20 protein-coding genes are annotated in these 20949 nt (G+C 49.0%); 19 read left to right on the top strand and 1 reads right to left on the bottom strand.

What is annotated here, in order from left to right; all coding sequences use genetic code 11:
• The first annotated feature begins 7 nt into the window (after window positions 1–7).
• From lpdA to holA, 14 genes are all read left to right on the top strand, one after another.
• On the top strand, window positions 8–1435 hold the full coding sequence (gene lpdA, locus OCU14_RS09620) for a dihydrolipoyl dehydrogenase (protein WP_261810852.1): 1428 nt from the start codon (window positions 8–10) through the stop codon (window positions 1433–1435).
• A gap of 179 nt (window positions 1436–1614) precedes the next feature.
• On the top strand, window positions 1615–2520 hold the full coding sequence (locus OCU14_RS09615; RefSeq protein WP_057877520.1) for a Rossmann-fold NAD(P)-binding domain-containing protein: 906 nt from the start codon (window positions 1615–1617) through the stop codon (window positions 2518–2520).
• Between the two features lie 3 nt (window positions 2521–2523).
• Window positions 2524–2820, top strand: coding sequence for a UPF0223 family protein (locus tag OCU14_RS09610; RefSeq protein WP_261810851.1), 297 nt, complete (start codon window positions 2524–2526; stop codon window positions 2818–2820).
• Window positions 2820–3611 (top strand): inositol monophosphatase family protein, encoded by a 792-nt coding sequence (locus OCU14_RS09605; RefSeq protein WP_261810850.1) that lies wholly within the window; start codon window positions 2820–2822, stop codon window positions 3609–3611. Before OCU14_RS09610 ends, OCU14_RS09605 begins: the two co-directional genes overlap by 1 nt.
• 137 nt (window positions 3612–3748) lie before the next feature.
• Window positions 3749–5593, top strand: coding sequence for a translational GTPase TypA (gene typA / locus OCU14_RS09600; protein ID WP_261810849.1), 1845 nt, complete (start codon window positions 3749–3751; stop codon window positions 5591–5593).
• A 149-nt stretch (window positions 5594–5742) separates the two neighbouring features.
• Window positions 5743–6891: an FtsW/RodA/SpoVE family cell cycle protein gene (locus OCU14_RS09595; protein ID WP_261810848.1), complete on the top strand. Its 1149-nt coding sequence runs from the start codon at window positions 5743–5745 to the stop codon at window positions 6889–6891.
• A gap of 21 nt (window positions 6892–6912) precedes the next feature.
• Entirely contained in the window at window positions 6913–7197 is a 285-nt protein-coding gene (locus OCU14_RS09590; RefSeq protein ID WP_125546932.1) for a YlbG family protein, read from the top strand.
• Window positions 7194–7754 carry a 16S rRNA (guanine(966)-N(2))-methyltransferase RsmD gene (gene rsmD, locus OCU14_RS09585; RefSeq protein ID WP_261810847.1) on the top strand — a complete coding sequence of 187 codons (561 nt, stop codon included), beginning with the start codon at window positions 7194–7196 and terminating at the stop codon, window positions 7752–7754. The genes OCU14_RS09590 and rsmD overlap by 4 nt, the downstream gene beginning before the upstream one ends.
• Window positions 7754–8236 (top strand): pantetheine-phosphate adenylyltransferase, encoded by a 483-nt coding sequence (gene coaD, locus OCU14_RS09580; RefSeq protein ID WP_057877527.1) that lies wholly within the window; start codon window positions 7754–7756, stop codon window positions 8234–8236. Before rsmD ends, coaD begins: the two co-directional genes overlap by 1 nt.
• 2 nt (window positions 8237–8238) lie before the next feature.
• Window positions 8239–9288, top strand: coding sequence for a SepM family pheromone-processing serine protease (locus tag OCU14_RS09575; RefSeq protein ID WP_261810846.1), 1050 nt, complete (start codon window positions 8239–8241; stop codon window positions 9286–9288).
• 98 nt (window positions 9289–9386) lie between these two features.
• Window positions 9387–10070, top strand: coding sequence for a helix-hairpin-helix domain-containing protein (locus OCU14_RS09570; RefSeq protein ID WP_261810845.1), 684 nt, complete (start codon window positions 9387–9389; stop codon window positions 10068–10070).
• Between the two features lie 37 nt (window positions 10071–10107).
• Entirely contained in the window at window positions 10108–10584 is a 477-nt protein-coding gene (locus OCU14_RS09565; protein WP_261810844.1) for a ComE operon protein 2, read from the top strand.
• Window positions 10585–10607: 23 nt separating this feature from the next.
• Complete coding sequence (locus OCU14_RS09560) at window positions 10608–12839, top strand: DNA internalization-related competence protein ComEC/Rec2 (protein ID WP_261810843.1); 2232 nt, start codon at window positions 10608–10610, stop codon at window positions 12837–12839.
• Window positions 12840–12843: 4 nt separating this feature from the next.
• On the top strand, window positions 12844–13875 hold the full coding sequence (gene holA / locus OCU14_RS09555) for a DNA polymerase III subunit delta (RefSeq protein WP_261810842.1): 1032 nt from the start codon (window positions 12844–12846) through the stop codon (window positions 13873–13875).
• A 72-nt stretch (window positions 13876–13947) separates the two neighbouring features.
• Here holA and rpsT read toward each other — a convergent pair whose 3' ends face one another.
• The gene (gene rpsT / locus OCU14_RS09550; protein WP_057877533.1) at window positions 13948–14202 is read right to left on the bottom strand and encodes a 30S ribosomal protein S20; all 255 of its coding nucleotides are present in this window, start codon (window positions 14200–14202) and stop codon (window positions 13948–13950) included.
• Between the two features lie 276 nt (window positions 14203–14478).
• On the opposite strand from rpsT, the gene rpsO reads away from it, so the two are divergent.
• From rpsO to tig, 5 genes are all read left to right on the top strand, one after another.
• Window positions 14479–14748, top strand: coding sequence for a 30S ribosomal protein S15 (gene rpsO, locus OCU14_RS09545; protein ID WP_057877534.1), 270 nt, complete (start codon window positions 14479–14481; stop codon window positions 14746–14748).
• Window positions 14749–14965: 217 nt separating this feature from the next.
• Window positions 14966–16816 (top strand): ribonuclease J, encoded by a 1851-nt coding sequence (locus OCU14_RS09540; RefSeq protein WP_261810841.1) that lies wholly within the window; start codon window positions 14966–14968, stop codon window positions 16814–16816.
• 77 nt (window positions 16817–16893) lie between these two features.
• Window positions 16894–17850, top strand: coding sequence for a hypothetical protein (locus OCU14_RS09535; protein WP_261810840.1), 957 nt, complete (start codon window positions 16894–16896; stop codon window positions 17848–17850).
• A 181-nt stretch (window positions 17851–18031) separates the two neighbouring features.
• Window positions 18032–19222, top strand: a complete 1191-nt coding sequence (gene tuf, locus OCU14_RS09530; RefSeq protein ID WP_261810839.1) for an elongation factor Tu — start codon at window positions 18032–18034, stop codon at window positions 19220–19222.
• 291 nt (window positions 19223–19513) lie between these two features.
• On the top strand, window positions 19514–20821 hold the full coding sequence (gene tig, locus OCU14_RS09525) for a trigger factor (RefSeq protein ID WP_057877538.1): 1308 nt from the start codon (window positions 19514–19516) through the stop codon (window positions 20819–20821).
• Window positions 20822–20949 lie beyond the last annotated feature (128 nt).

The raw sequence follows: 20949 nt of genomic DNA, 5'->3' as shown, positions 1-20949 counted from the left end.
CAGGAATATGGCAGATGTTGAAAAAAAGGATACCGTCATTGTTGGTGCCGGCCCCGGCGGTTACGTCGCCGCGATTCGCGCGTCTGAATTAGGCCAAAAGGTCACGTTGATTGAAAAGTCCGATACGCTGGGCGGTGTCTGCCTCAACGTTGGTTGTGTGCCCTCCAAGGCCTTGATTCAAGCGGGTCACCGTTTGGAACAGGCTAAGGACGCCTCGACCTATGGGATTTCGACCCAAGCAGCGACGATTGATTTCAAGCAAACGCAACAGTGGAAACAAACCAAGGTTGTTGATCGGATGACCAGCGGGGTTAAAATGTTGATGAAGAAGCACCATGTCGACGTCGTTAATGGCGAAGCGGTCTTCCTCAGTGACACCCAATTGCGGGTCATGCCAACCGGTGAAAAGCAGTTTATGTCGACTGATACCGGTCAGACGTTTGAATTTAACAATATCATCATCGCTACCGGGAGTCATCCTATCGAAATTCCTGGATTCAAGTTTGAAGGCCGTGTGGTGGACTCCACCGGTGGCCTGAACCTGCCAGAAGTTCCTAAGGAATTCGTGGTGATTGGTGGGGGTTACGTCGGTACCGAATTAGCCGGTGCTTATGCCAGCTTAGGGGCCCACGTCACCATCATCGAAGGAACGGGCTCGATTCTGCCTAACTTTGAAAAGGACATGGTTGCGGTCGTCCTCAAGAAGTTAAAGAAGAAGGGTGTCGACGTTATCACGAATGCGATGGCCAAGAGCTCTAGTCAAGACGATCAAGGCGTTGCAGTCACCTATGCGGTTGATGGCAAGGAAACCACGATCAAGGCAGATTACTGCATGGTTACTGTTGGTCGTCGGCCAAATACCGATACGCTGGGTCTTGAATACACCAAGGTTAAATTAGACAAGCGTGGTTTGATCGAAGTTGACCAACAAGGCCGCACCGCTTCAGAACATATCTGGGCGGTTGGTGACATCGTTCCTGGTGCCGCACTGGCCCACAAGGCCTTCGCCGAAGGTAAGACGGCTGCTGGTGCCATCTCTGGTAAGAAGACAGCCAATGACTGGACGAGTGTGCCAGCCGTCTGCTTCGCCGATCCAGAATTGGCAACCGTTGGCTACACGCAGGCGGAAGCTAAGGAAAAGGGCTTGAAGGTGAAGACCTCGAAGTTCCCATTCGCTGGGAATGCACGGGCCGTTTCATTGGATGCACCGGATGGTTTCGTTCGGTTCGTTTACACCGATGACAAGAATAAAAATGTCGTTGGGGCTCAAGTCGTTGGACCAGAGGCCAGCACCTTAACTGGTGAATTATCCTTAATCGTTAATGGGGGGATGAACGTCGAGGATGTTGCCTTGACGATTCACCCACACCCAACGTTAAACGAACCCATTCAAGAAGCTGCCGATATTGCGTTAGGTTTCCCAACCCACATTTAGTGGGCGAGCGACAACTCTATCTTTTCAGAAAAGCGAGGAGCTTAGGTTCCTCGCTTTTTTTGCGTGGCTAGGACGTGAGGGTGAAGATAATTCCCAAAGTAGTTGCGCTTGCTATCCGGGACCCATTACTTATAATGGAACTATGTGGTTTAAATATGACGGTTTAAAGGAGGGTCACCATGAACCCAACGTTACTGATTCAAGGCAATTTTGATCAAGCCAGTCAGCTGTTACAGCAGCTGCTGATCACTGACCTGCCACTTGATTGTGTGGTTATGCCGAATACGACAACGGACACACCGCGGTATCAGTCGCTGGTGGTGGCCAGTGCCTTGTGCCCGCATCTGAGTATTCGGGTGGGAACGGCCAGTGACTACGGCCAAGCGACCTGGATGGTGGTGCTCGACCGCAACTTAAAGGATGCCACCTTACAGTCGCGGGTTGATGAATTACGCTTATTAATCAAACGCATTGTTGAAAATGGGTTCGATGGTCAACTTGTGTTTTCCGGGGAACAAGATGAACTTTTGGCCTACTTTGCCTGGAAATTCTCTGGATTACCGGCCAGTCAAATCTGGGGACTGGGGACTTATCCGTTAACGCGACTGTTGACCTATCGCTTGGCCGAACGCCTGGGCGTTGGGGCTGCCGTGATTCAGGCGGCCGTCGTCGGCACGGCTAGTCAGCCTATCGCAGCCTGGAGCCGTACCTACGTGGGGCCGGCGCCTATTCTGATGTACCTGGCGAATGCCGATGCCAACTTTGATGCCGATGATTTGGGTAAGATGAGCAGTTGGCTAGAACGAGAAGCGGCCGGTGATCAGGCCACCTTGCGTGACATGGCGTTGATTCGCCTCTTACAGGCGAACTTTGCCGATCAACCGCTGATTGCATCGGTCACCAATATTCATCAGGAAGACCCCGTCTATGCGGCGGCCACGCCAGTGTTGGTAGGAAAGAAGGGGGTCAAACACCTGACCAACTTGGTGCTTTCCGAAGACGAAGAGCAGGCATTTGCGGCTCAGATCAAAGCGATTCGAACTGAAATTGAACAAATTGAAGGACAACAAACGGAGGGGAAATAACCGGTGAAGTCAACTAGTAATTATGAATATCCATTGCAAACGGATTGGTCCACGACAGATATTGTGGCGGTCACGGCCCTCTACCAGCGTGTGGAAGACGCGTATGAATTGAGTCAGGGGGTTCCGGCAAGTGAGATTATCGCGGCTTATCGGGCATTCCAAACGGTGGTTCCGCAAAAGTTTGAGGAAAAGCAACTCGGCAGAGACTTTGAAAAGGTGTCCGGATATAGCATTTACCGGACCGTTAAGCAGGCCAGAGAACAAGGTGGCAAAATCAAGATGCAGGAGGCCCGGCGGTAATGATACTGGATTGGCAACAATTGAACCGTGACGTGATGGCTGTGCTTCAAATCGCCCGGCAGCGGGTTCTTGATCGCATGGCGTCACCTTTAACTGTGGCGGAGAAGACCAACCGTAAGGATCTCGTGACCAACGTAGATCGCGAGAACGAACAGTTCTTGGTCAGTGAGATTCGGCGGATCGACCCCGAGGCCCACATCTTAGGTGAAGAAGGTTTTGGCGATCACTTGACCAGTCTGAAGGGGCGGGTGTGGATTGTCGATCCCATCGATGGCACCATGAATTTTGTGAAGCAGCACGATAATTTTGCCATGATGATCGGGATTTACCAAGATGGCGTGGGCCAACTGGGCTTTATCTACGATGTCATGACAGACGTCTTGTATCATGGTGGGAAAGCCGTAGACGGCGTTTGGGCCAATCAAGAGCAGCTGACGGCACCTATGGATTTGCCGTTGGCTGAGGGCCTTATGGGGGCCAGCTCGCCCATCGTGATTCACGACATTGCCCACATGCAGGCCATTGTTCACGCCAGTTCGGGGATGCGGATCTACGGTAGCGCCGGGATCGAAATCATCAATTGTTTGTTAGGGAAGACGGTGGGGTACATTTCTTACCTGAAACCTTGGGATATTGCAGCCGGTCAGATTCTCCTGAATTGTTTGGACGTTCGGGTCTCAACTATTGACGGGCGGCCGCTCGATATGCTATCATCTAACCTTGTACTAGTAGCGACGAAAAAAGCGCAACGTGATATTCTCCAAATTGAAGAAGATGACGTCTCACTGTGACACTGTCACAGTTTTTTTATGCGGCCGGCCGGTATGGATGGACTTTGCCGACCATTGACGCTACAATAAAGCGTACTTACTGATGTAAGCATGCTATGATCCATCTAATTCACCAAGCACGAAAGGAAGAAATACACTTGAAAATCAGAGATGATATCCGCAACATTGCCATCATTGCCCACGTTGACCACGGGAAGACGACCCTGGTTAACGAAATGCTGAAACAATCCGATACGTTGGACGAACACGCGTCAATCGAGGACCGTGCTCTTGATACCAATGCAATCGAAAAGGAACGGGGAATCACGATCCTGTCCAAGAACACTGCCGTCCGTTATGGCGACAAGCAAATTAACATCTTGGATACCCCAGGACATGCCGATTTCGGTGGTGAAGTTGAACGGATCATGCGCATGGTTGACGGCGTTTTGTTAGTCGTTGACGCTTACGAAGGCACGATGCCTCAAACGCGTTTCGTTTTGAAGAAGGCTTTGGACCAACACTTGACGCCAATCGTTGTTATCAACAAGGTTGACCGTCCAGGTGCCCGTCCTTCCGAAGTTGTGGATGAAGTTTTGGATCTCTTTATTGAATTAGGGGCCGATGAAGACCAACTGGACTTCCCAGTGGTTTACGCCTCAGCAATGAACGGGACTTCCAGCTACGATCCAGAACTGGACACGCAAGAACACACGATGAAGCCAATCTTTGACACCATCGTTAAGCACATTCCAGCACCAATTGACAACACCGACGAACCTTTACAGTTCCAAGTTGCCATGCTGGATTACAACGACTTCGTTGGTCGTATCGGGATTGGCCGTATCTTCCGTGGGAAGATCAAGGTCGGCGATAGCGTTTCTGTTATGAAGTTGGACGGTTCTAAGCAAAACTTCCGAGTTACCAAGTTATTTGGTTTCTTCGGTCTGAAGCGTTTGGAAATCAACGAAGCCCAAGCGGGTGACTTGATTGCCGTTTCCGGGATGGATGAAATCAACGTTGGTGAAACGGTGGTTGATCCTGGTACTCCGGAACCACTTCCAATCTTACGGATTGACGAACCTACGCTGCAAATGACTTTCCGGACGAACGACTCCCCATTTGCCGGTCGTGAAGGTAAGTTTGTGACGTCTCGTCAAATCGAAGAACGTCTGAAGCGTGAACTGCATACCGACGTTTCCTTACGTGTTGATGACACCGATAACCCAGGTGCCTGGGTTGTTTCCGGTCGTGGTGAACTTCACTTGTCCATCTTGATCGAAACGATGCGTCGCGAAGGTTACGAATTACAAGCATCTCGTCCAGAAGTTATCTACAGAACAGTCGACAACGTTCGTTGCGAACCGTTTGAATCTGTTCAAATCGATACGCCTGACGAATACACCGGTTCAATCATCGATACCCTTTCACAACGTAAGGGTGAAATGAAGAACATGGAAGCCGTTGGTAACGGTCAAACTCGTTTGACTTTCTTAGCCCCATCTCGTGGGTTAATTGGTTACTCAACTGAATTTCTGTCCTTGACTCGTGGATACGGGATCATGAACCATACCTTCTCCAAGTACTTGCCAGTTATCAAGAACTGGAACCCAGGTCGTCACAACGGGACTTTGGTTTCTATCAACTCTGGTAAGGTCACGACTTATGCCATCATGGCCGTTCAAGACCGTGGGATCATCTTTACTGATGCCGGTACTGAAGTCTACGAAGGGATGATTATTGGTCAAAACAGCCGTGACAACGACATTTCTGTCAACATCACGCGTGGCCGTAACCAAACCAACGTCCGGGCTGCCGGTTCTGAAGATATCGCCAAGGTTAAGTCACCATTGAAGATGTCTCTGGAAGAATCACTTGAATTCATCAACGAAGATGAATACTGTGAAATCACGCCAGAACACGTTCGTTTACGTAAGCAAATCTTAAACACGAGCGAACGTGAAAAAGCTGCCAAGAAGCGGAAGACTGCTTCACGGAAGTAATTTCTAAAACAAAATTTTAATAACGGTAAGGATCGCGGCTTAACCGCGGTTCTTACCGTTTTTTTATCGAAAAAATTAGAGTGAGCTATGCTATAATGTAAACATTCGATTGCCGTTTTAAAACGGTGGACTTGGAGCGAACAAAAGGTATGCGAAAGTTAAAATATTTAGATTATTTCATCGCAGTACCCTATCTGATTCTCAGCCTTTTTGGGATTGTGATGGTGTACTCAGCCAGTGCGGACATTGGCTCGCAAAACGGGGGCAGTCCCGTTAGCTACTTGGTTAAACAGGCGATCTACGTGGTTATGGGCCTGGTAATTGTGGCGTTCATGCTTTCATTAAATATTAACAAGCTCCGAAATCGATCGGTTCTCAGGCTAGCTGGTTGGTTGGCATTCGGGGCACTTTTTCTCCTGATTGCGATGGGCCAGACCATTAATGGGGCAGCTGGTTGGTTCCACTTGGGACCCATCAGTATCCAACCGGCGGAATTTGTGAAGTTCTACGTCATTATTTGGTTGGCTAATGCCATCGATCATCGTCAGGATGAGCTACAGGTGGAGAATTGGTGGGTGCCTATGTGGCGGCCAGTGCTGATCTGTAGCATCATTGTGATTCTAATCCTGGTACAACCTGATATGGGTGGGGCTGCGATTAATGCGGCTATCGTCTTGGTTATGTGCCTTGCAAGCGGGTTTAACTATCGACGGGCCATCGTGTATTTTTCTGGACTTTTTCTCTTCATTGTCGGGATCGTATTCCCAATAGCAGTTAAGTTCACTGAGAGTGGCAAAGTGCATAATTATAAACTCCTACGGCTGGTAGCGTTCATCAATCCATTTGAACATGCCCAAACCGTCGGGCAACAACTGGTTAATTCCTACTACGCGCTAAGTAATGGGGGAATCTTTGGCGTCGGTTGGGGGAATAGTATCCAGAAGACGGGGTATCTGCCCGAACCAAACACCGACTTTATCATGGCCATTGTTGCCGAAGAATTGGGATTGGTGACCGCATTTATCCTGATTGCCCTCTTATTCACGATTATCATGCGGATAGTATTGGTTGGTATTCGGAGCCATTCAGCTTATCAGAGTTTGGTTTGTTACGGCTCAGCAACTTATTTAACCATTCAGACGCTCTTTAATTTAGGTGGGGTGCTGGGTATACTGCCAATTACCGGGGTGACCTTCCCCTTCATCAGTTATGGGGGATCGAGTACCTGGACATTGGCATTAGTGATGGGTGTCGTTCTTAACATTAGTGCCCGCCAGAACCGTGAACGGCAAGCCTAACCGCACAAAGGAGGATGAATCATGGCATTTGAAATTCAGCCACGACAGAGTTTAATTGTTTATACGTATAGTTTAAAACAAACGCGTCAATTAAAGCGTTACGGCACTGTGATGTATGTCTCCAAGAAGATGCGTTACGTTGTGCTGTATGTCAACCAGGACCAAGTCGCTTCCTTGACTGATCAACTCAGTCACTTGCGTTTTGTCAAACGGGTGGTGGCCTCTCACCGACCAGAAATTAGTGAAACGTTCAATGGGGTTGCCGAAGAAGTGGCAACGCCTGAAGCAAAGGATGATGACCAATGAGAATCGTAGCAGGTGAATTTGGTGGCCGACGATTGAAGGCCGTTCCCGGGATGGCAACACGTCCCACCACGGATAAGGTAAAGGAAGCGTTGTTTAATATTATTGGACCGTACTTTGATGGCGGCCGGAGTCTGGATCTGTTCGCTGGATCCGGTGGCTTGAGTATCGAAGGTGTGTCTCGTGGTATCGATGAGGCCGTGTTGATTGACCGCCAGTATGCGGCGATCCAAACTATTCGTGACAACGTTGAGGTGACCAAGGCTCCCGAAAAATTTGTTATCATCAAACGGGATGCCAATCGCGCCCTGAAGGAGTTGGCAACGCGGGGTGATCAGTTTAATTTAGTTTATTTTGATCCGCCTTATGCCCAACAGAAGATTGTGGAACAGATGGGGACGTTGCGGGAGTCGAATCTATTGAAACCCCACGCACGGATCGTCTGTGAAACCGATCAAAAAGCGAAATTGCCGGAGGATGTTCCTGGCTATGACTTTATCGAACGTCGAGACTACGGCATTACCGAACTGACAATTTATGCCTTAGGAAGTGAAGCCTAATGACGACCGCTGTTTTTCCCGGGAGCTTTGATCCGTTGACCAATGGTCACTTGGATCTGATCACTCGGGCTAGCAAGATTTTTGACCACGTGATCGTTGCTGTAGGACAGAACACTGCCAAGCGCGGGGTGTTTACGCCGGCAGAACGGGTGGCCTTTATCACGACGAGTACGCAAGATTTAGATAATGTTAGTGTGCAAATTGAGAGTGGGTTAACCGTGGATTTCTTGCGGGGTAATCATGCCACGGTCTTAATTCGTGGTCTGCGCAACAGCACGGATTTTGAATTCGAACAGGGAATTGCGGGCATGAACCGTTCCCTGGCGCCAGAAATCGAAACGGTCTTTTTGAATGCAGATCCGCAATACCAGTTTGTCTCTTCTAGTCTCTTAAAGGAGGTCGCCCAATTTGGCGGTGACCTTTCCGCTTTAGTGCCGCCAGCTGTTGCGCAGGGGCTACGAGACCGATTGGAGCGTGACTGAGCATGTTCAGACTAACGCGTAAACAGTGGCGTCAGGTGATTTTGACTGCGGTCATTGCAATTCTGGTCCTAGCGTTCTTCTTCCTGCCACTTCCGAAGTATATCGAGGGACCCGGCGAAGCGGATGATCTCAAGACATTCGTGAAGATGCCCGGTCATCCTGATAAGAACAAGGGAAAGTATATGATTACTGCTGTGGCGGTGGCACAGGCACGGCCAGTGTCTTACGTCTATGCCAAGTTTAATCCGTATTACAGTATTGAAGACGTTGCCGACGTGACCGGGGGGCAGGATAATGCCACCTATGATCGTGTTCAAGATTTCTATATGCAGAGTGCGATTAATGAGTCGATTTACACGGCCTATCGTGCTGCGAAGAAGCCGGTGACGCGCCAGTATTTGGGAATCTATGTTCTCAGCATCGCCAAGAATTCCCCATTTGCTGGGAAGATTAAGGTTGGTGATACGGTAACCAAGGTTAACGGCCGCCACTTTGATTCGATGACGGGCTATCAACATTACATTCAGAAACAAAAGGTTGGCCAACGTGCGACGATTACCTATGAACGTCAGGGTAAGTCACATGAAGCGACCGCTAAGCTGATGGCGTTGCCCACCAAAAAGGCCGGCATTGGCATCACCCTGACGGATAACGTTAAGGTGAAACCCGACCCAAAGGTGACGGTTGATCCCGGAAACATCGGGGGGCCATCCGGTGGCCTAATGTTTAGTTTGCAGATCTATACCCAGTTGATGGGGCAGAACCTGCGTCACGGCCAAAACATTGCGGGGACCGGGACTATCGATGCCGACGGCAATGTTGGTGAAATTGGTGGGATTGATAAGAAGATTGTGACGGCCAAGCGGGCCGGAGCAACGGTCTTCTTTGCACCGTACGTCAAGCCGTCTAAGCTACTCTTGAAGTATGAGGAACAACACATGACGAATTATCAATTGGCGAAGGCAACTGCCAAAAAATACGCACCGAATATGAAAGTGGTGCCGGTTCAGACCTTTGATGATGCTCTGAAATACCTTAAAACGCATCAATAGGATTTTCTGAAGTTTCACTCGACGTGAGTGGAACTTTTTTTGCTTTAAAAAAATTCTCGGCTTCTTTTTACGGAATTAACCGGTAAAGGGGCAGAGAGATGGAACAACTAATGATGTGGTGGCAGGAACTGAGCCTGCGGACCCGGATGGTAATGGCTGGGTGTTTGGCCGTGATAGTTCTGTTACTGGTCGGCTGGGGGTTATTACACCGGTCCCCGGTGGCAGCCTTACCCGCGAAGATTCCACCGGCAACGCAGGCCATGAGTGAGTCTGGAAGTCATAAGGTGGCCATAGAAGCGGGTAGTCAGGCGTCCAGCAGTCATGACACGCGGGTCTTTGTGGATGTCCAAGGCGCGGTTCGTAAACCCGGACTGTATCAGTTTGGTCCGGAGATGCGAGTGGCCGATGCCATTCAAACGGCCGGTGGACTGGCACCTCGGGCCGATCGCCAACAGATTAATCTGGCAACCCGTCTGACCGATCAACAGAAACTCTATATTCCGTTGAAAGGAGAGAAGATGCCACAAGCGGCGACTAGTGGGACGCCTGCGGGTGGCACTTCAGACAGTCAGGGGAGCGGTGGTTCTGCAACAGTTGTGAACCTCAATACGGCGACCGTGGCGGATTTACAACAATTAACGGGTATTGGCGAGAAGAAGGCCCAGAAGATCGTGGCCTATCGTGAGGCGCATGGATCCTTTAAGTCGGTAAAGGATCTGGCCCAAGTTCCTGGATTTGGTGACAAGACGGTAGCCAACCTGCAGGACCAATTAACGACGTGATATACTGAATCAAATAAAAGAGAAAGAGGGATTTTTGATGGCAAATGAACGAATTTCTTGGGACGATTATTTCATGTTACAGGCCTTGGTCATTTCGACTCGTAGCACCTGTAATCGGTTGTCGGTAGGCGCAACCATTGTACGAGATAAACGACTGATTGCGGCCGGGTATAACGGTTCGGTTTCTGGTGACAGCCACTGTCTCGACGTGGGGTGCAAGCTGGTAGACGGCCACTGTGTACGAACCATTCATGCCGAAATGAATGCCATTTTGCAGTGTGCCAAATTCGGTGAAGCTACCGATGGGGCGGAGATTTATGTGACGGATTTTCCTTGTCTCCAGTGTACCAAGATGTTGCTCCAGGCAGGAATTAAAAAAATTACGTATATGCGAAATTACCATAATAGTGACTATGCGCGGGAACTCATCGCGATGAAACATGTCGATTTAAACCAAGTGACGGTTGATCCAGCCTTATTGAGTCAGTTGGTTGGTCAACACCCCGCAGAGTAGCGGTGGGCGGTCGTTGGCTGTTTGTGACCTTACCATTGGCCGCGTTGAGTGTCATGCTGAGTGGGCATCTGTGGGCTGGGTTGGTCTTGGTGATTTTAGCCTGGGGTCGGATATTCACTTTACGATCGGCTCGAATCGTGGTGATAACGGGTCTGATCTTCGTCGTCATTGGCGGTGTGTGGTGGGGTCGTCAACGACAGTTAGCCGGAAGACGGCTGTCAGCTTTCACGGAAAGTCCAGCAAGCCTGACCGTTCGCTTCCAACCGGATGCGCTCAGTATTCGTGGTACCACCTATTCCTTTGTGGGGCAAAATGTGACCACCGGCGAGCGGTTGATTTTTCACGGGCGAATTGGTTCTGCCGCGGAACTTCACCATCTGCAAACGGTCGATCGTGCCCAGTCCTGGCGTATTCAGGGGACACAATCTGGGATTTTGCCGGCGACCAACTTTAATCAATTCGATGGGGCAGCCTATTGGTCGCGGCGAGGCATTGTGAAACAGGTGCGAATTGCCCAAGTCACGCCTCTGGTGACCACAACGGGACCATTAACGTGGTGGTCAGACTGGTGGCATGGCTTGCGAGCCCACCTGATTCAGGCCTGTCAACGGTTACCGGGGGCGCTCAAGGTTTATGCTCTAGGACTTTTCCCAGGCTATCGGGCGTTAGAAGCGACGCAGGAGCTTGAAGGGATGCAACGGTTGGGATTACTGCATTTGTTTTCGATCTCCGGGCTACACGTGTCACTCGTTTTACTAGTGGTGGAGTGGCTGTGTGTTCATTGCCGTCTGCCTAGAGATCTCTGGGAACGGGGGATGATTGTCGGTCTTCCTGGTTACTTTATCTTGGCTGGCGGTGGCAGCAGTATTTTGCGGGCTAGCCTGATGCGTGGCTTGCAGTTGTCAGGCCGACAGTTGGGTTTACGGGTCAGTGGACTGGATGCCTGGTCTCTGACCCTGATAGTGGCCTTAATGGGAAATACGGGCCTGTTATTTGAGCTGGGGAGTCAGCTGAGCTTCGGCTTGTCACTGGTCTTGATTCTGTTGGAACAAGAGTCGTTTGCTTGGCGACAGATAGGTCTGGCGCTGGTCAGCCTGCCGAGCTTACTGAACGGCTTGTTTCAATGGCATCTACTGACACTGCTGGCGAACTGGCTCGTGGTCCCTTTATTTCCAGTCTTGTTACTGCCATTGACCGTCATTGGCACACTTATTTTTCCTTGGGCACCCGAGGTCAGTCGCGGATGTGCGACGTTGTTGGGGTGGTTTGATCAGGCGATGACTTGGCTGGGGACGTTACCTGGTAATCTCGTCTTTGGTAAACCCTGGTGGTGGGTCTGTTGGTTGTGGATTTGGCTAGCGTTGGGCATATTTAGCCGACCAGTTGGCCAGCGTCGAAAGTTTCTGCGATTGTTGGCGATGAGTTACGTCCTGATGTATGGGGCCATTCATTTCCCCTGGCACGGTGAGGTGGCCTACTTTGATGTTGGTCAAGGGGATAGCATCTTAATTCGCGAGCGCTTTAATCGGCATGTTTCGCTGATTGATACTGGGGGTCATCTGGGCTTTCAACAACCACGTTGGGTTCCGAAAATTCCTGTGACTTATGCCGCCGATAGAACCAGTGTGACTTATTTACGGAGCCGCGGGGTGACGACGATCGATGACCTCTATCTGACGCATCACGATGCCGATCATATTGGCGACTTACCGGCGGTTCTCAAGGCCTTTCGCGTCAAACGGTTATTGGTACCGGCGGGGATGGAACAGGAACCGGCCTGGCAACATTTGTTGGCAAATCGGCAGGCCACGACAGCGTTAGTGTCCATCAAAACGACGAGTGACTTACCCCTAACCGTCCGACATCCTTTTGAGGCGGCCCCAGCCGAAAATGCTAATTCGTTGGCCCTACAGGGGCAGTATGGTGGTTTGAATTTTCTCTTTATGGGGGACCTTGACCAGGCCGGCGAACAAAAAATGTTAGAAGTCGATCCGCATTTAAGAACGGACGTGTTAAAATTAGGACATCACGGGAGTAAGACGGCGAGTGGCGTCGCGTTCCTAAACCAAGTCAGGCCCCGCTGGGGGATTATCTCGGCGGGTCGTCATAATCGCTATGGCCACCCTAATCCGGAGACCCTGGCACGGTTGAGAGCCGACCAGATACCGGCCGTGAGCACGCAGACGAGTGGGATGATTCGCTACGTCTTTACGGGACAACACGGGGAATGGCAGACTAAATTAAAAGGGGACTAAGGTTTTGACGATTAATGAACTCTTAAATAAATTACATACAGGGAAAGATCTCGCACCCGTTTATTTGGTCTTAGGCCAGGGGGATTACCTGCAACGCCGGCTGAAGCGAGCCTTTCGCGCGGTTGTTCCGGTTGAAGAGCAGACCATGAATTTTGCCAGTTACGACATGGATACGGTACCACTGGCCGTGGCCTTAGACGATGCCATGGCGGCGCCTTTCTTTGGTGAACGCCGCGTGGTTTGTATCGACAGTCCCGCCTTTTTAACGGGGGAGACGAAGAAGCAGAAGGTGGAACACGACCTGGATAGCTTGCAAACCTATCTCTCATCGCCAATGGAGAGTACCGTGTTGGTTTTCTTCGCCCCTTATGACAAGTTGGATGGTCGTAAGAAAGTCTCGAAACTCTTGAAAAAGGTGGCGGTGACGGCCGATATTGGGCATTTCACCGAAAGAGATGTTCAGAAGTTCGTGACGGATCAGATGAAGCAAGATGGCTACACGATTGAACCGCAAGCGTTACAAGAACTGATTCAACGGACCGATGCCGATTTAACCCTGATGATGGGTGAACTGCCTAAGTTGGAACTGTTTACCGTTCCAGCCAAGACCATCACCATTGATGCGGTGAATGGTTTGGTGACGCAGACGCTTACACAAAACGTCTTTGACCTGGTTAATAAGGTCTTAGCGAAGGATACAGCGGGGGCGGTCACGTTATATCGCGAGTTGATTCTGGCTAAGGAAGAACCGCTAAAGATCAACGCCATCTTGCAAGGACAATTTCGACTGCTGATTCAATCGAAGGTCTTGGCCAAACAGGGATACAGCCAAGGAAAGTTGGCAAGCCTGCTGAAGGTGCATCCATATCGGATCAAGCTAGCCTTGCAAAGTCAGCGGCGTTTTCAACTAACTGATCTCAATCAAGCTTACCTGGGTTTGTTTCGGGTCGAACAACAGATGAAGTCCACGACAGAGGAACCAGAACTGTTATTTTCACTATTTATGACACAATTTGCCAATCAACGTCCCGCCTAGAGGACACAAAAAAGGGGGTCGACCAAAAGGTCGACCCCCTGATTGCATCATCTAATCAGGTTGATTAATTGATTACTTGGCAAGGCGTGCAGCCATCCGTGACTTGTCACGGGAAGCCTTGTTACGCTTGATCAAACCCTTTGAAGCGGCATGGTCAACAGCAGCACTTGCTTGACGGTATAAGTCTTCAACGTTGTCGGCACCGGCCGTCTTGGCCTGTTCGAAACGCTTTACGGCAGTCCGCATTGCGCTCATTTGAGCGGCGTTACGTTCGTTGGCCTTGACGTTGGTCTTGGCACGTTCGATTGCTGATTTAATAATTGGCATGAAAATTTCACCTCCGAATGAGAAATCCTGTACCGGAAATCTTAATTTCAACGTATGTAATTATACAGAATCCACTGACTGATTGCAATAGGTTGTGTCGATAAATGTAAAGTAATTTTACTTGATAGGCATTGCGCGGAAAAGACTTGCTATTTAGCCGACAATTAAGTATGATAGATAACTGTGCTAAGCACAAACCCTTAACTTAGTTGATTCGCCGGCCACCGACGGTTTACTCAGTTTTGGGCACTTATTTTGAAGGGTGGTACATTTACCATGGCTATTAGTCAAGCAAAGAAAAACGAAATTATCAAGCAATACGCACGTCACGAAGGCGACACTGGTTCTACTGAAGTTCAAGTTGCCGTTTTAACCGCTGATATCAACGAAATCAACGTGCACATGAAGAATCACCGTAAGGATTACCATTCCCAACGTGGTTTGATGAAGAAGATTGGTCACCGTCGTAACTTAATCAGTTACTTACGTAAGACTGATGTTCAACGTTACCGTGAATTAATCAAGAGCTTGGGCTTACGTCGTTAATCCGACGCGCCTTTGAGGTTCGTTTCCCATTATCGGGAAACGAACCTTTTTTTGATCGGGTTTGGCGACATAGTTCTGTAATCGCACAAAGTATGGTAAACTGAAAGAAGTTTAATCATGGACGAATCTGGGCTAAACGGCCCATATGAAAATAGTAATTGCGAGTTAATCGTAAATAAATTAGATAATAGTAGAGAAACTTACTTGAGGTGAACTTATGAGTGCAAAGATCAAGATTATTCCGTTCGGCGGTGTCCGCGAGAACGGGAAGAACATGTATGCCGTCGATGTTAACGGTAGTATTTATATTTTAGATTGTGGGTTGAAGTACCCTGAAAATGAATTATTAGGAATTGACGTCGTGATTCCTGATTGGAATTACCTGCGTGAAAACAAGGACCGCATCGTGGCGGTCTTCTTAACCCACGGCCATGCCGATGCAATCGGGGCGTTACCTTACTTCCTGACTGAATTCAATGTACCTGTCTTTGGTTCTGAAATGACCGTGGCTTTAGCCAAGATTGACGTTGCAACGGAACCGAAGCTTAAGGATTACGATGACTTCCACGTGGTTGACGAAAAGACTGAAATTGACTTCGGTGACGTGGTCGTTTCCTTCTTCGCAACGACGCATTCAATTCCTGAATCCATGGGCATTGTGTTGAAGACCGATGAAGGCCAGATTGTCTATACCGGGGACTTCAAGTTCGACCAGACGGCTAAGCCAGGTTATCAGACTGATTATGCGCGTTTAGGGGCAATTGGTCAGGCTGGGGTCTTAGCCTTGCTGAGTGACTCCGCGAATGCGGAAAATCCAGCCATGAACGCTTCCGAACAGACCATTGCGGAAGATATTGAGGAAACCTTTAACTATCGTGAGGGCCGGATTGTGGTGGCCTGTGTGGCTTCTAACATTCTCCGGATTCAACAAGTCTTCGACGCCGCGGCTAAAACGGGACGTAAGGTTTGCTTGACCGGTCAAGACTTGGAAAAGATTGTCCACACGGCAATGAAGCTGGGCAAGTTGTCCTTTGATGATGACCTGCTAGTAACGCCAGAACAATTGGACAGCCTGAAGCCCGACGAAACAGTGGTGCTCCAAACGGGTAAGATGGGTGAACCTATCAAGGCCATCCAACGTATGGCGAACAAGCAAGAAAAGACGTTCAACATTCAAGAGGGCGATCTGGTCTACATTACCACGACACCTTCTCATGCTATGGACACAACGGTTGCTCAGACCCGTGACATGATTTATCGTGCCGGGGGTGAGGTTAAGGCCATTTCCGATGACTTGAATTCCTCTGGCCACGCTTACAAGCGCGACCTACAACTTATGTTAAACTTAATGAAGCCTAAGTATTTGGTGCCTATTCAAGGGGAATACCGGTTACTGAATGCCCATGCTAACGCTGCCATGGAGCTGGGAATTCCAGCCGAACACATCTTTATCCTGGCCAAGGGTGATGTGTTGACTTACAGCAACGGTAAGATTGGTCTAGGCGAAGGTATCGATGTCAGCGACACCATGATCGATGGGATCGGCGTCGGTGATATTGGAAATATCGTCTTACGTGACCGGAAAGTTCTGGCTGATGATGGGATCTTTATCGCGGTTGTGACAATTGACCGTAAGAAGAAACAGATCGTGGCAGAACCTAAGATTACGTCACGCGGGTTTGTCTACGTTAAGTCCAACAAGGACTTAATGCAGGAGAGTGCCGAGATCATCAGCAAGGCGGTTCAAAACAACTTGGACAACAAGGAGTTTGATTGGGGCCACCTGAAACAAGATGTTCGGGAACACCTGAGCCACTATCTCTTTGAACAAACGCATCGTCGGCCAGTAATCTTGCCGGTTATCATGGAAGTGAACCAGCATCATCGACGGAGTGGAAGCAAGGAAAAGGCGGGTGCTAAGCCTAAGCAACAGCCAACGGCTAAAAAGGCCACGGCAGCTGTAAAACCCGATCCAGCGACGAAGGCGCAGAAGCCAAATCATAAGGCTCATCGCAATCGGAAACGCCGGCGAGCAGCTAAACCAGCTGAAACCACGGATAACAAGTAAATAAATGACGGACCGAGACCGCTAAGGCGTCGGTCCGTTTTGGATCACCACAAAAAATAATTGGGGAGGGAACCGAGATGGGAGAGTTTTCTAGTCCAGCAGCCAGAGAGCAGGCCCTAGAGGCGGCCAGGACTGCGGCTAAGACAGAGCAATGGTCGATAGCGGCGAGTCAGTTTGAAGCCGTCTACGCCGAAGAACAGACACCGGAATTGAACCGTGAGCTGGTTGTCAGTCTTTACCACAATGAGCAATATCTGATGGCAGAACAATATGCTGCAGAAATGGACACGGCCTATCTGTCATCACAAACAGATTTTGAGCTGCGACTGGCTGTGGCCTTAAAGAACCGACAATTTATCTTCGCGCGTGAGTTTTGTGCGTTACCGGCCGCCGCAAAATGGCGGGACCGGGGATTGGCACAGATTACGCAGGCGGAGGACGCGTCCCGCGCCACATTGGCTACGACGCAACGATTGTTGGCGAAGCAGTTCACCCATTTAGGGGATGTCTCCTTTGGTGAGCAACGGCAACGGCTAGAGCAAGCACGTCAATTACCACTCAAAGAATTTATGCAAGGCGTTCAGTATTTGCTGGTTGATCCATTCCTGCATCCACTGATGCGCGCAACACTTTTGGAAGAACTTTTACGTTTGCGGGTCAAGGCCACGGTTAAGCTTCAGTGGCTGGATGATCAGCTGTACACGATCGACACGGCAGACCTACAACCGGTGAACGCTAGTCAGGCTGCTGCGGGAATTCGATCGTATTTTCAGGAAGATCTCGGTCAACGGGACCCCATGACAGCCGCCAACGCGCAACAGACGGTGACCTTGCAACTCATGATGCTGTATCCGTTTATTGATAAGGTTGTGACCCAACCCGCGAGTTGGGCGCGTCTAGTTGCGGGGGAGGATCTATTACCAGAGGTCACGGCGGACGAAAAAGCTGACATGATCGCTTGGCAGCAGCGTCTTAACCGCTTTATGGCTGAACTATTTGGGCCACTTAACGGTGAAAATACTGAAAAACCGTAAATTCACGCAGATTTTAGTTTACAAATAATTCTGCAGCATATATACTAGTCAAGGATTCTTTTTTGGGAGGGTTCCAGCTTTCCCTTTCTGAAAAGAAGTAGTATAATTTTACGCAAAGGGTGATTGATTTTCGAGAGAGAGTCAAGCATTCTTAGCGATAAAATACAGGAGGGTTTCATTAATGGCTGAAAAAGAACATTATGAAAGAACTAAACCCCATGTAAATATTGGTACTATTGGCCATATTGACCATGGGAAAACGACGTTAACTGCTGCAATCACTAAGGTACTTGCTAGCAAAGGTTTAGCAAAGGCCGAAGATTACGCTGATATCGATGCAGCTCCAGAAGAACGTGAACGTGGTATCACGATCAACACTGCTCACGTTGAATATGAAACTGAAAAGCGTCACTATGCGCATATCGATGCTCCAGGACATGCTGACTACATCAAGAACATGATTACCGGTGCTGCCCAAATGGACGGTGCTATCTTGGTTGTTGCCGCAACTGATGGTCCTATGCCACAAACGCGTGAACACATTTTGCTTGCCCGCCAAGTGGGTGTTGACTACATCGTTGTCTTCTTAAACAAGACTGACCTTGTTGACGACGACGAATTGGTTGACTTAGTTGAAATGGAAGTTCGTGAGTTACTTTCAGAATACGATTACCCTGGTGACGATATTCCAGTTATCCGCGGTTCTGCTTTGAAGGCACTCGAAGGCGACGAAGAACAAGAAAAGGTTATCCTTCACTTGATGGATGTTGTTGATGATTACATCCCAACTCCAGAACGTGAAAACGACAAGCCATTCTTGATGCCAGTTGAAGACGTCTTCACGATCACTGGTCGTGGGACTGTTGCTTCTGGTCGTATCGACCGTGGGATGGTCAAGGTTGGTGACGAAGTTGAAATCGTTGGTTTACATGACGACGTATTGAAGACGACTGTTACCGGTCTTGAAATGTTCCGTAAGACGTTGGACCTTGGTGAAGCCGGGGATAACGTTGGTGCCTTGCTCCGTGGTGTTAACCGTGAACAAGTTGTGCGTGGACAAGTTTTGGCAAAGCCAGGCTCGATCCAAACCCACAAGAAGTTCAAGGGTGAAGTCTACATCTTGAGCAAAGAAGAAGGTGGCCGTCATACGCCATTCTTCTCAAACTACCGTCCACAATTCTACTTCCACACCACTGATATCACTGGTGTTATTGAATTGCCTGATGGCGTTGAAATGGTTATGCCTGGTGACAACGTGACGTTCACTGTTGAACTGATCCAACCAGCTGCCATTGAAAAGGGTACTAAGTTCACTGTCCGTGAAGGTGGCCACACTGTTGGTGCCGGTACTGTTACGGAAATTGACGACTAATTTTAATTAGTTCTATCCTAAAAAGGGTTGAAAAGTTTAACTTTTCAGCCTTTTTTGCTGTCCTTAAAATTTTTAGTGGACTGCGCGTAATCGTTTTCACCTTAAATGGTCATCTAAATCAGTTTTGACGAGACGTCAGCCACAATTTGCGGTAAAATGTTAAAGGAACGCCCGTCATTTGCGGGCTTTCGACAAAAACCATTTTACAATTTGGGTAGCATAAGGTACACTTATACAGTATGCAATTGATAGAATTGTAAATAGTAATATCTTCATTTCGGAGGGAAAATAATGGCTGCAAAGTTTGAAAAAAAGGGCACTAATCAAGGCGAACTAACCTTTGAAATTGCTCCTGATAAGATTAACGAAGGCTTGGACAAAGCTTTCCAACGGACTAAGAAGACTTTATCCGTTCCTGGTTTCCGTAAGGGCCGGGTTCCACGTCAGATCTTTAACCAAATGTATGGTGAAGAAGCCCTCTACCAAGACGCTTTAAACATCGTCTTGCCAGAAGCTTATGACGAAGCTATCAAGGAAGTTAACATCGAACCAGTTGACCAACCACAAATCGATGTTCAATCGATGCAAAAGGGCCAAACTTGGGTTCTGAAGGCCGTTGTTACGGTTAAGCCAGATGTTAAGTTGGGCGAATACAAGGGCTTGAGCGTTACTAAGCAAAACACCCGTGTTTACCAAAAAGATATCGATGCTGAAATCGAAAAGCAACGTCAACAACAAGCTGAATTAGTGCTTAAGGAAGACGAAGCCGCTGCTAAGGGCGACACTGTTGTGATTGACTTCGACGGTTACGTTGATGGCAAGCAATTCGATGGTGGTAAGGCTGACAACTACTCCCTGGAATTAGGTTCTAACTCCTTCATCCCTGGCTTCGAAGACCAATTAGTTGGTCACAAGGCTGGCGAAGATGTTGATGTTAAGGTAACCTTCCCTAAGGATTACCAAGCCGAAGACTTACGTGACAAGGAAGCCACTTTCAAGGTTACCATCCACGAAGTTAAGGAAAAGCAATTACCAGAATTAGATGACGAATTCGCTAAGGACGTTGACGAAGATGTTGACAGTCTTGAAGAACTCCAAGCTAAGACTAAGGATCAACTGAAGGAACAAAAGACTTCAGCTGCTCACAACGCTATTGAAGACGAAGCCATCAGTGAAGCTGTTGACAACGCCGAAATTGCTGACGTCCCAGAAGCTATGCTGAAGGATGACGTTAACCGTCAAATGGACCAATACCTTGCCAACATGCAACAACAAGGTATCGAACCTAAGATGTACTTCCAGTTAACTGGAACGACTGAAGATGACTTGCGTAAGCAATTCACTGACGGTGCTGAAAAGCGGGTTAAGACCAACTTGGTTCTTGAAGCCGTCGTTGAAGCTGAAAAGATCGAACCTTCAGAAGACGAAGTTGCTGCTGAAGTTAAGGACTTGGCTAGCCAATATGGCATGGAAGAAAGCGCCGTTCGTAACGCCCTTTCTGACGACATGTTGAAGCATGACATTGCCATCAAGAGCGCCGTTGACTTGATTGCCGACTCTGCTAAGCAAGACAAGAAGAAAGACGACGACAAGGACTAATTAGTCTGTAAGTATACGTCTTGACCGGGATGACAGTCATTGTTGTCCCGGTTTTTGTGTGCGCCCGGCATGGGCGTTAACTAGGCGGTGAAAGTCCGCTGTGGGCCGTAGTAGTCGGAACCACGAGC

The sequence above is a fragment of the Levilactobacillus humaensis genome (assembly GCF_024345185.1).
Classification (GTDB): domain Bacteria; phylum Bacillota; class Bacilli; order Lactobacillales; family Lactobacillaceae; genus Levilactobacillus; species Levilactobacillus humaensis.
This window is presented reverse-complemented; position numbering and strand designations above follow the sequence as displayed.

What these genes read in the sequence shown, in the direction of transcription:
- lpdA (WP_261810852.1), top strand. Translation starts at nt 8, where the DNA reads ATGGCAGATGTTGAAAAAAAGGATACCGTCATTGTTGGTGCCGGCCCC.
- OCU14_RS09615 (WP_057877520.1), top strand. Translation starts at nt 1,615, where the DNA reads ATGAACCCAACGTTACTGATTCAAGGCAATTTTGATCAAGCCAGTCAG.
- OCU14_RS09605 (WP_261810850.1), top strand. Translation starts at nt 2,820, where the DNA reads ATGATACTGGATTGGCAACAATTGAACCGTGACGTGATGGCTGTGCTT.
- OCU14_RS09595 (WP_261810848.1), top strand. Translation starts at nt 5,743, where the DNA reads ATGCGAAAGTTAAAATATTTAGATTATTTCATCGCAGTACCCTATCTG.
- OCU14_RS09590 (WP_125546932.1), top strand. Translation starts at nt 6,913, where the DNA reads ATGGCATTTGAAATTCAGCCACGACAGAGTTTAATTGTTTATACGTAT.
- rsmD (WP_261810847.1), top strand. Translation starts at nt 7,194, where the DNA reads ATGAGAATCGTAGCAGGTGAATTTGGTGGCCGACGATTGAAGGCCGTT.
- coaD (WP_057877527.1), top strand. Translation starts at nt 7,754, where the DNA reads ATGACGACCGCTGTTTTTCCCGGGAGCTTTGATCCGTTGACCAATGGT.
- OCU14_RS09575 (WP_261810846.1), top strand. Translation starts at nt 8,239, where the DNA reads ATGTTCAGACTAACGCGTAAACAGTGGCGTCAGGTGATTTTGACTGCG.
- OCU14_RS09570 (WP_261810845.1), top strand. Translation starts at nt 9,387, where the DNA reads ATGGAACAACTAATGATGTGGTGGCAGGAACTGAGCCTGCGGACCCGG.
- OCU14_RS09565 (WP_261810844.1), top strand. Translation starts at nt 10,108, where the DNA reads ATGGCAAATGAACGAATTTCTTGGGACGATTATTTCATGTTACAGGCC.
- rpsT (WP_057877533.1), bottom strand. Translation starts at nt 14,202, where the DNA reads ATGCCAATTATTAAATCAGCAATCGAACGTGCCAAGACCAACGTCAAG.
- rpsO (WP_057877534.1), top strand. Translation starts at nt 14,479, where the DNA reads ATGGCTATTAGTCAAGCAAAGAAAAACGAAATTATCAAGCAATACGCA.
- OCU14_RS09540 (WP_261810841.1), top strand. Translation starts at nt 14,966, where the DNA reads ATGAGTGCAAAGATCAAGATTATTCCGTTCGGCGGTGTCCGCGAGAAC.
- OCU14_RS09535 (WP_261810840.1), top strand. Translation starts at nt 16,894, where the DNA reads ATGGGAGAGTTTTCTAGTCCAGCAGCCAGAGAGCAGGCCCTAGAGGCG.
- tuf (WP_261810839.1), top strand. Translation starts at nt 18,032, where the DNA reads ATGGCTGAAAAAGAACATTATGAAAGAACTAAACCCCATGTAAATATT.
- tig (WP_057877538.1), top strand. Translation starts at nt 19,514, where the DNA reads ATGGCTGCAAAGTTTGAAAAAAAGGGCACTAATCAAGGCGAACTAACC.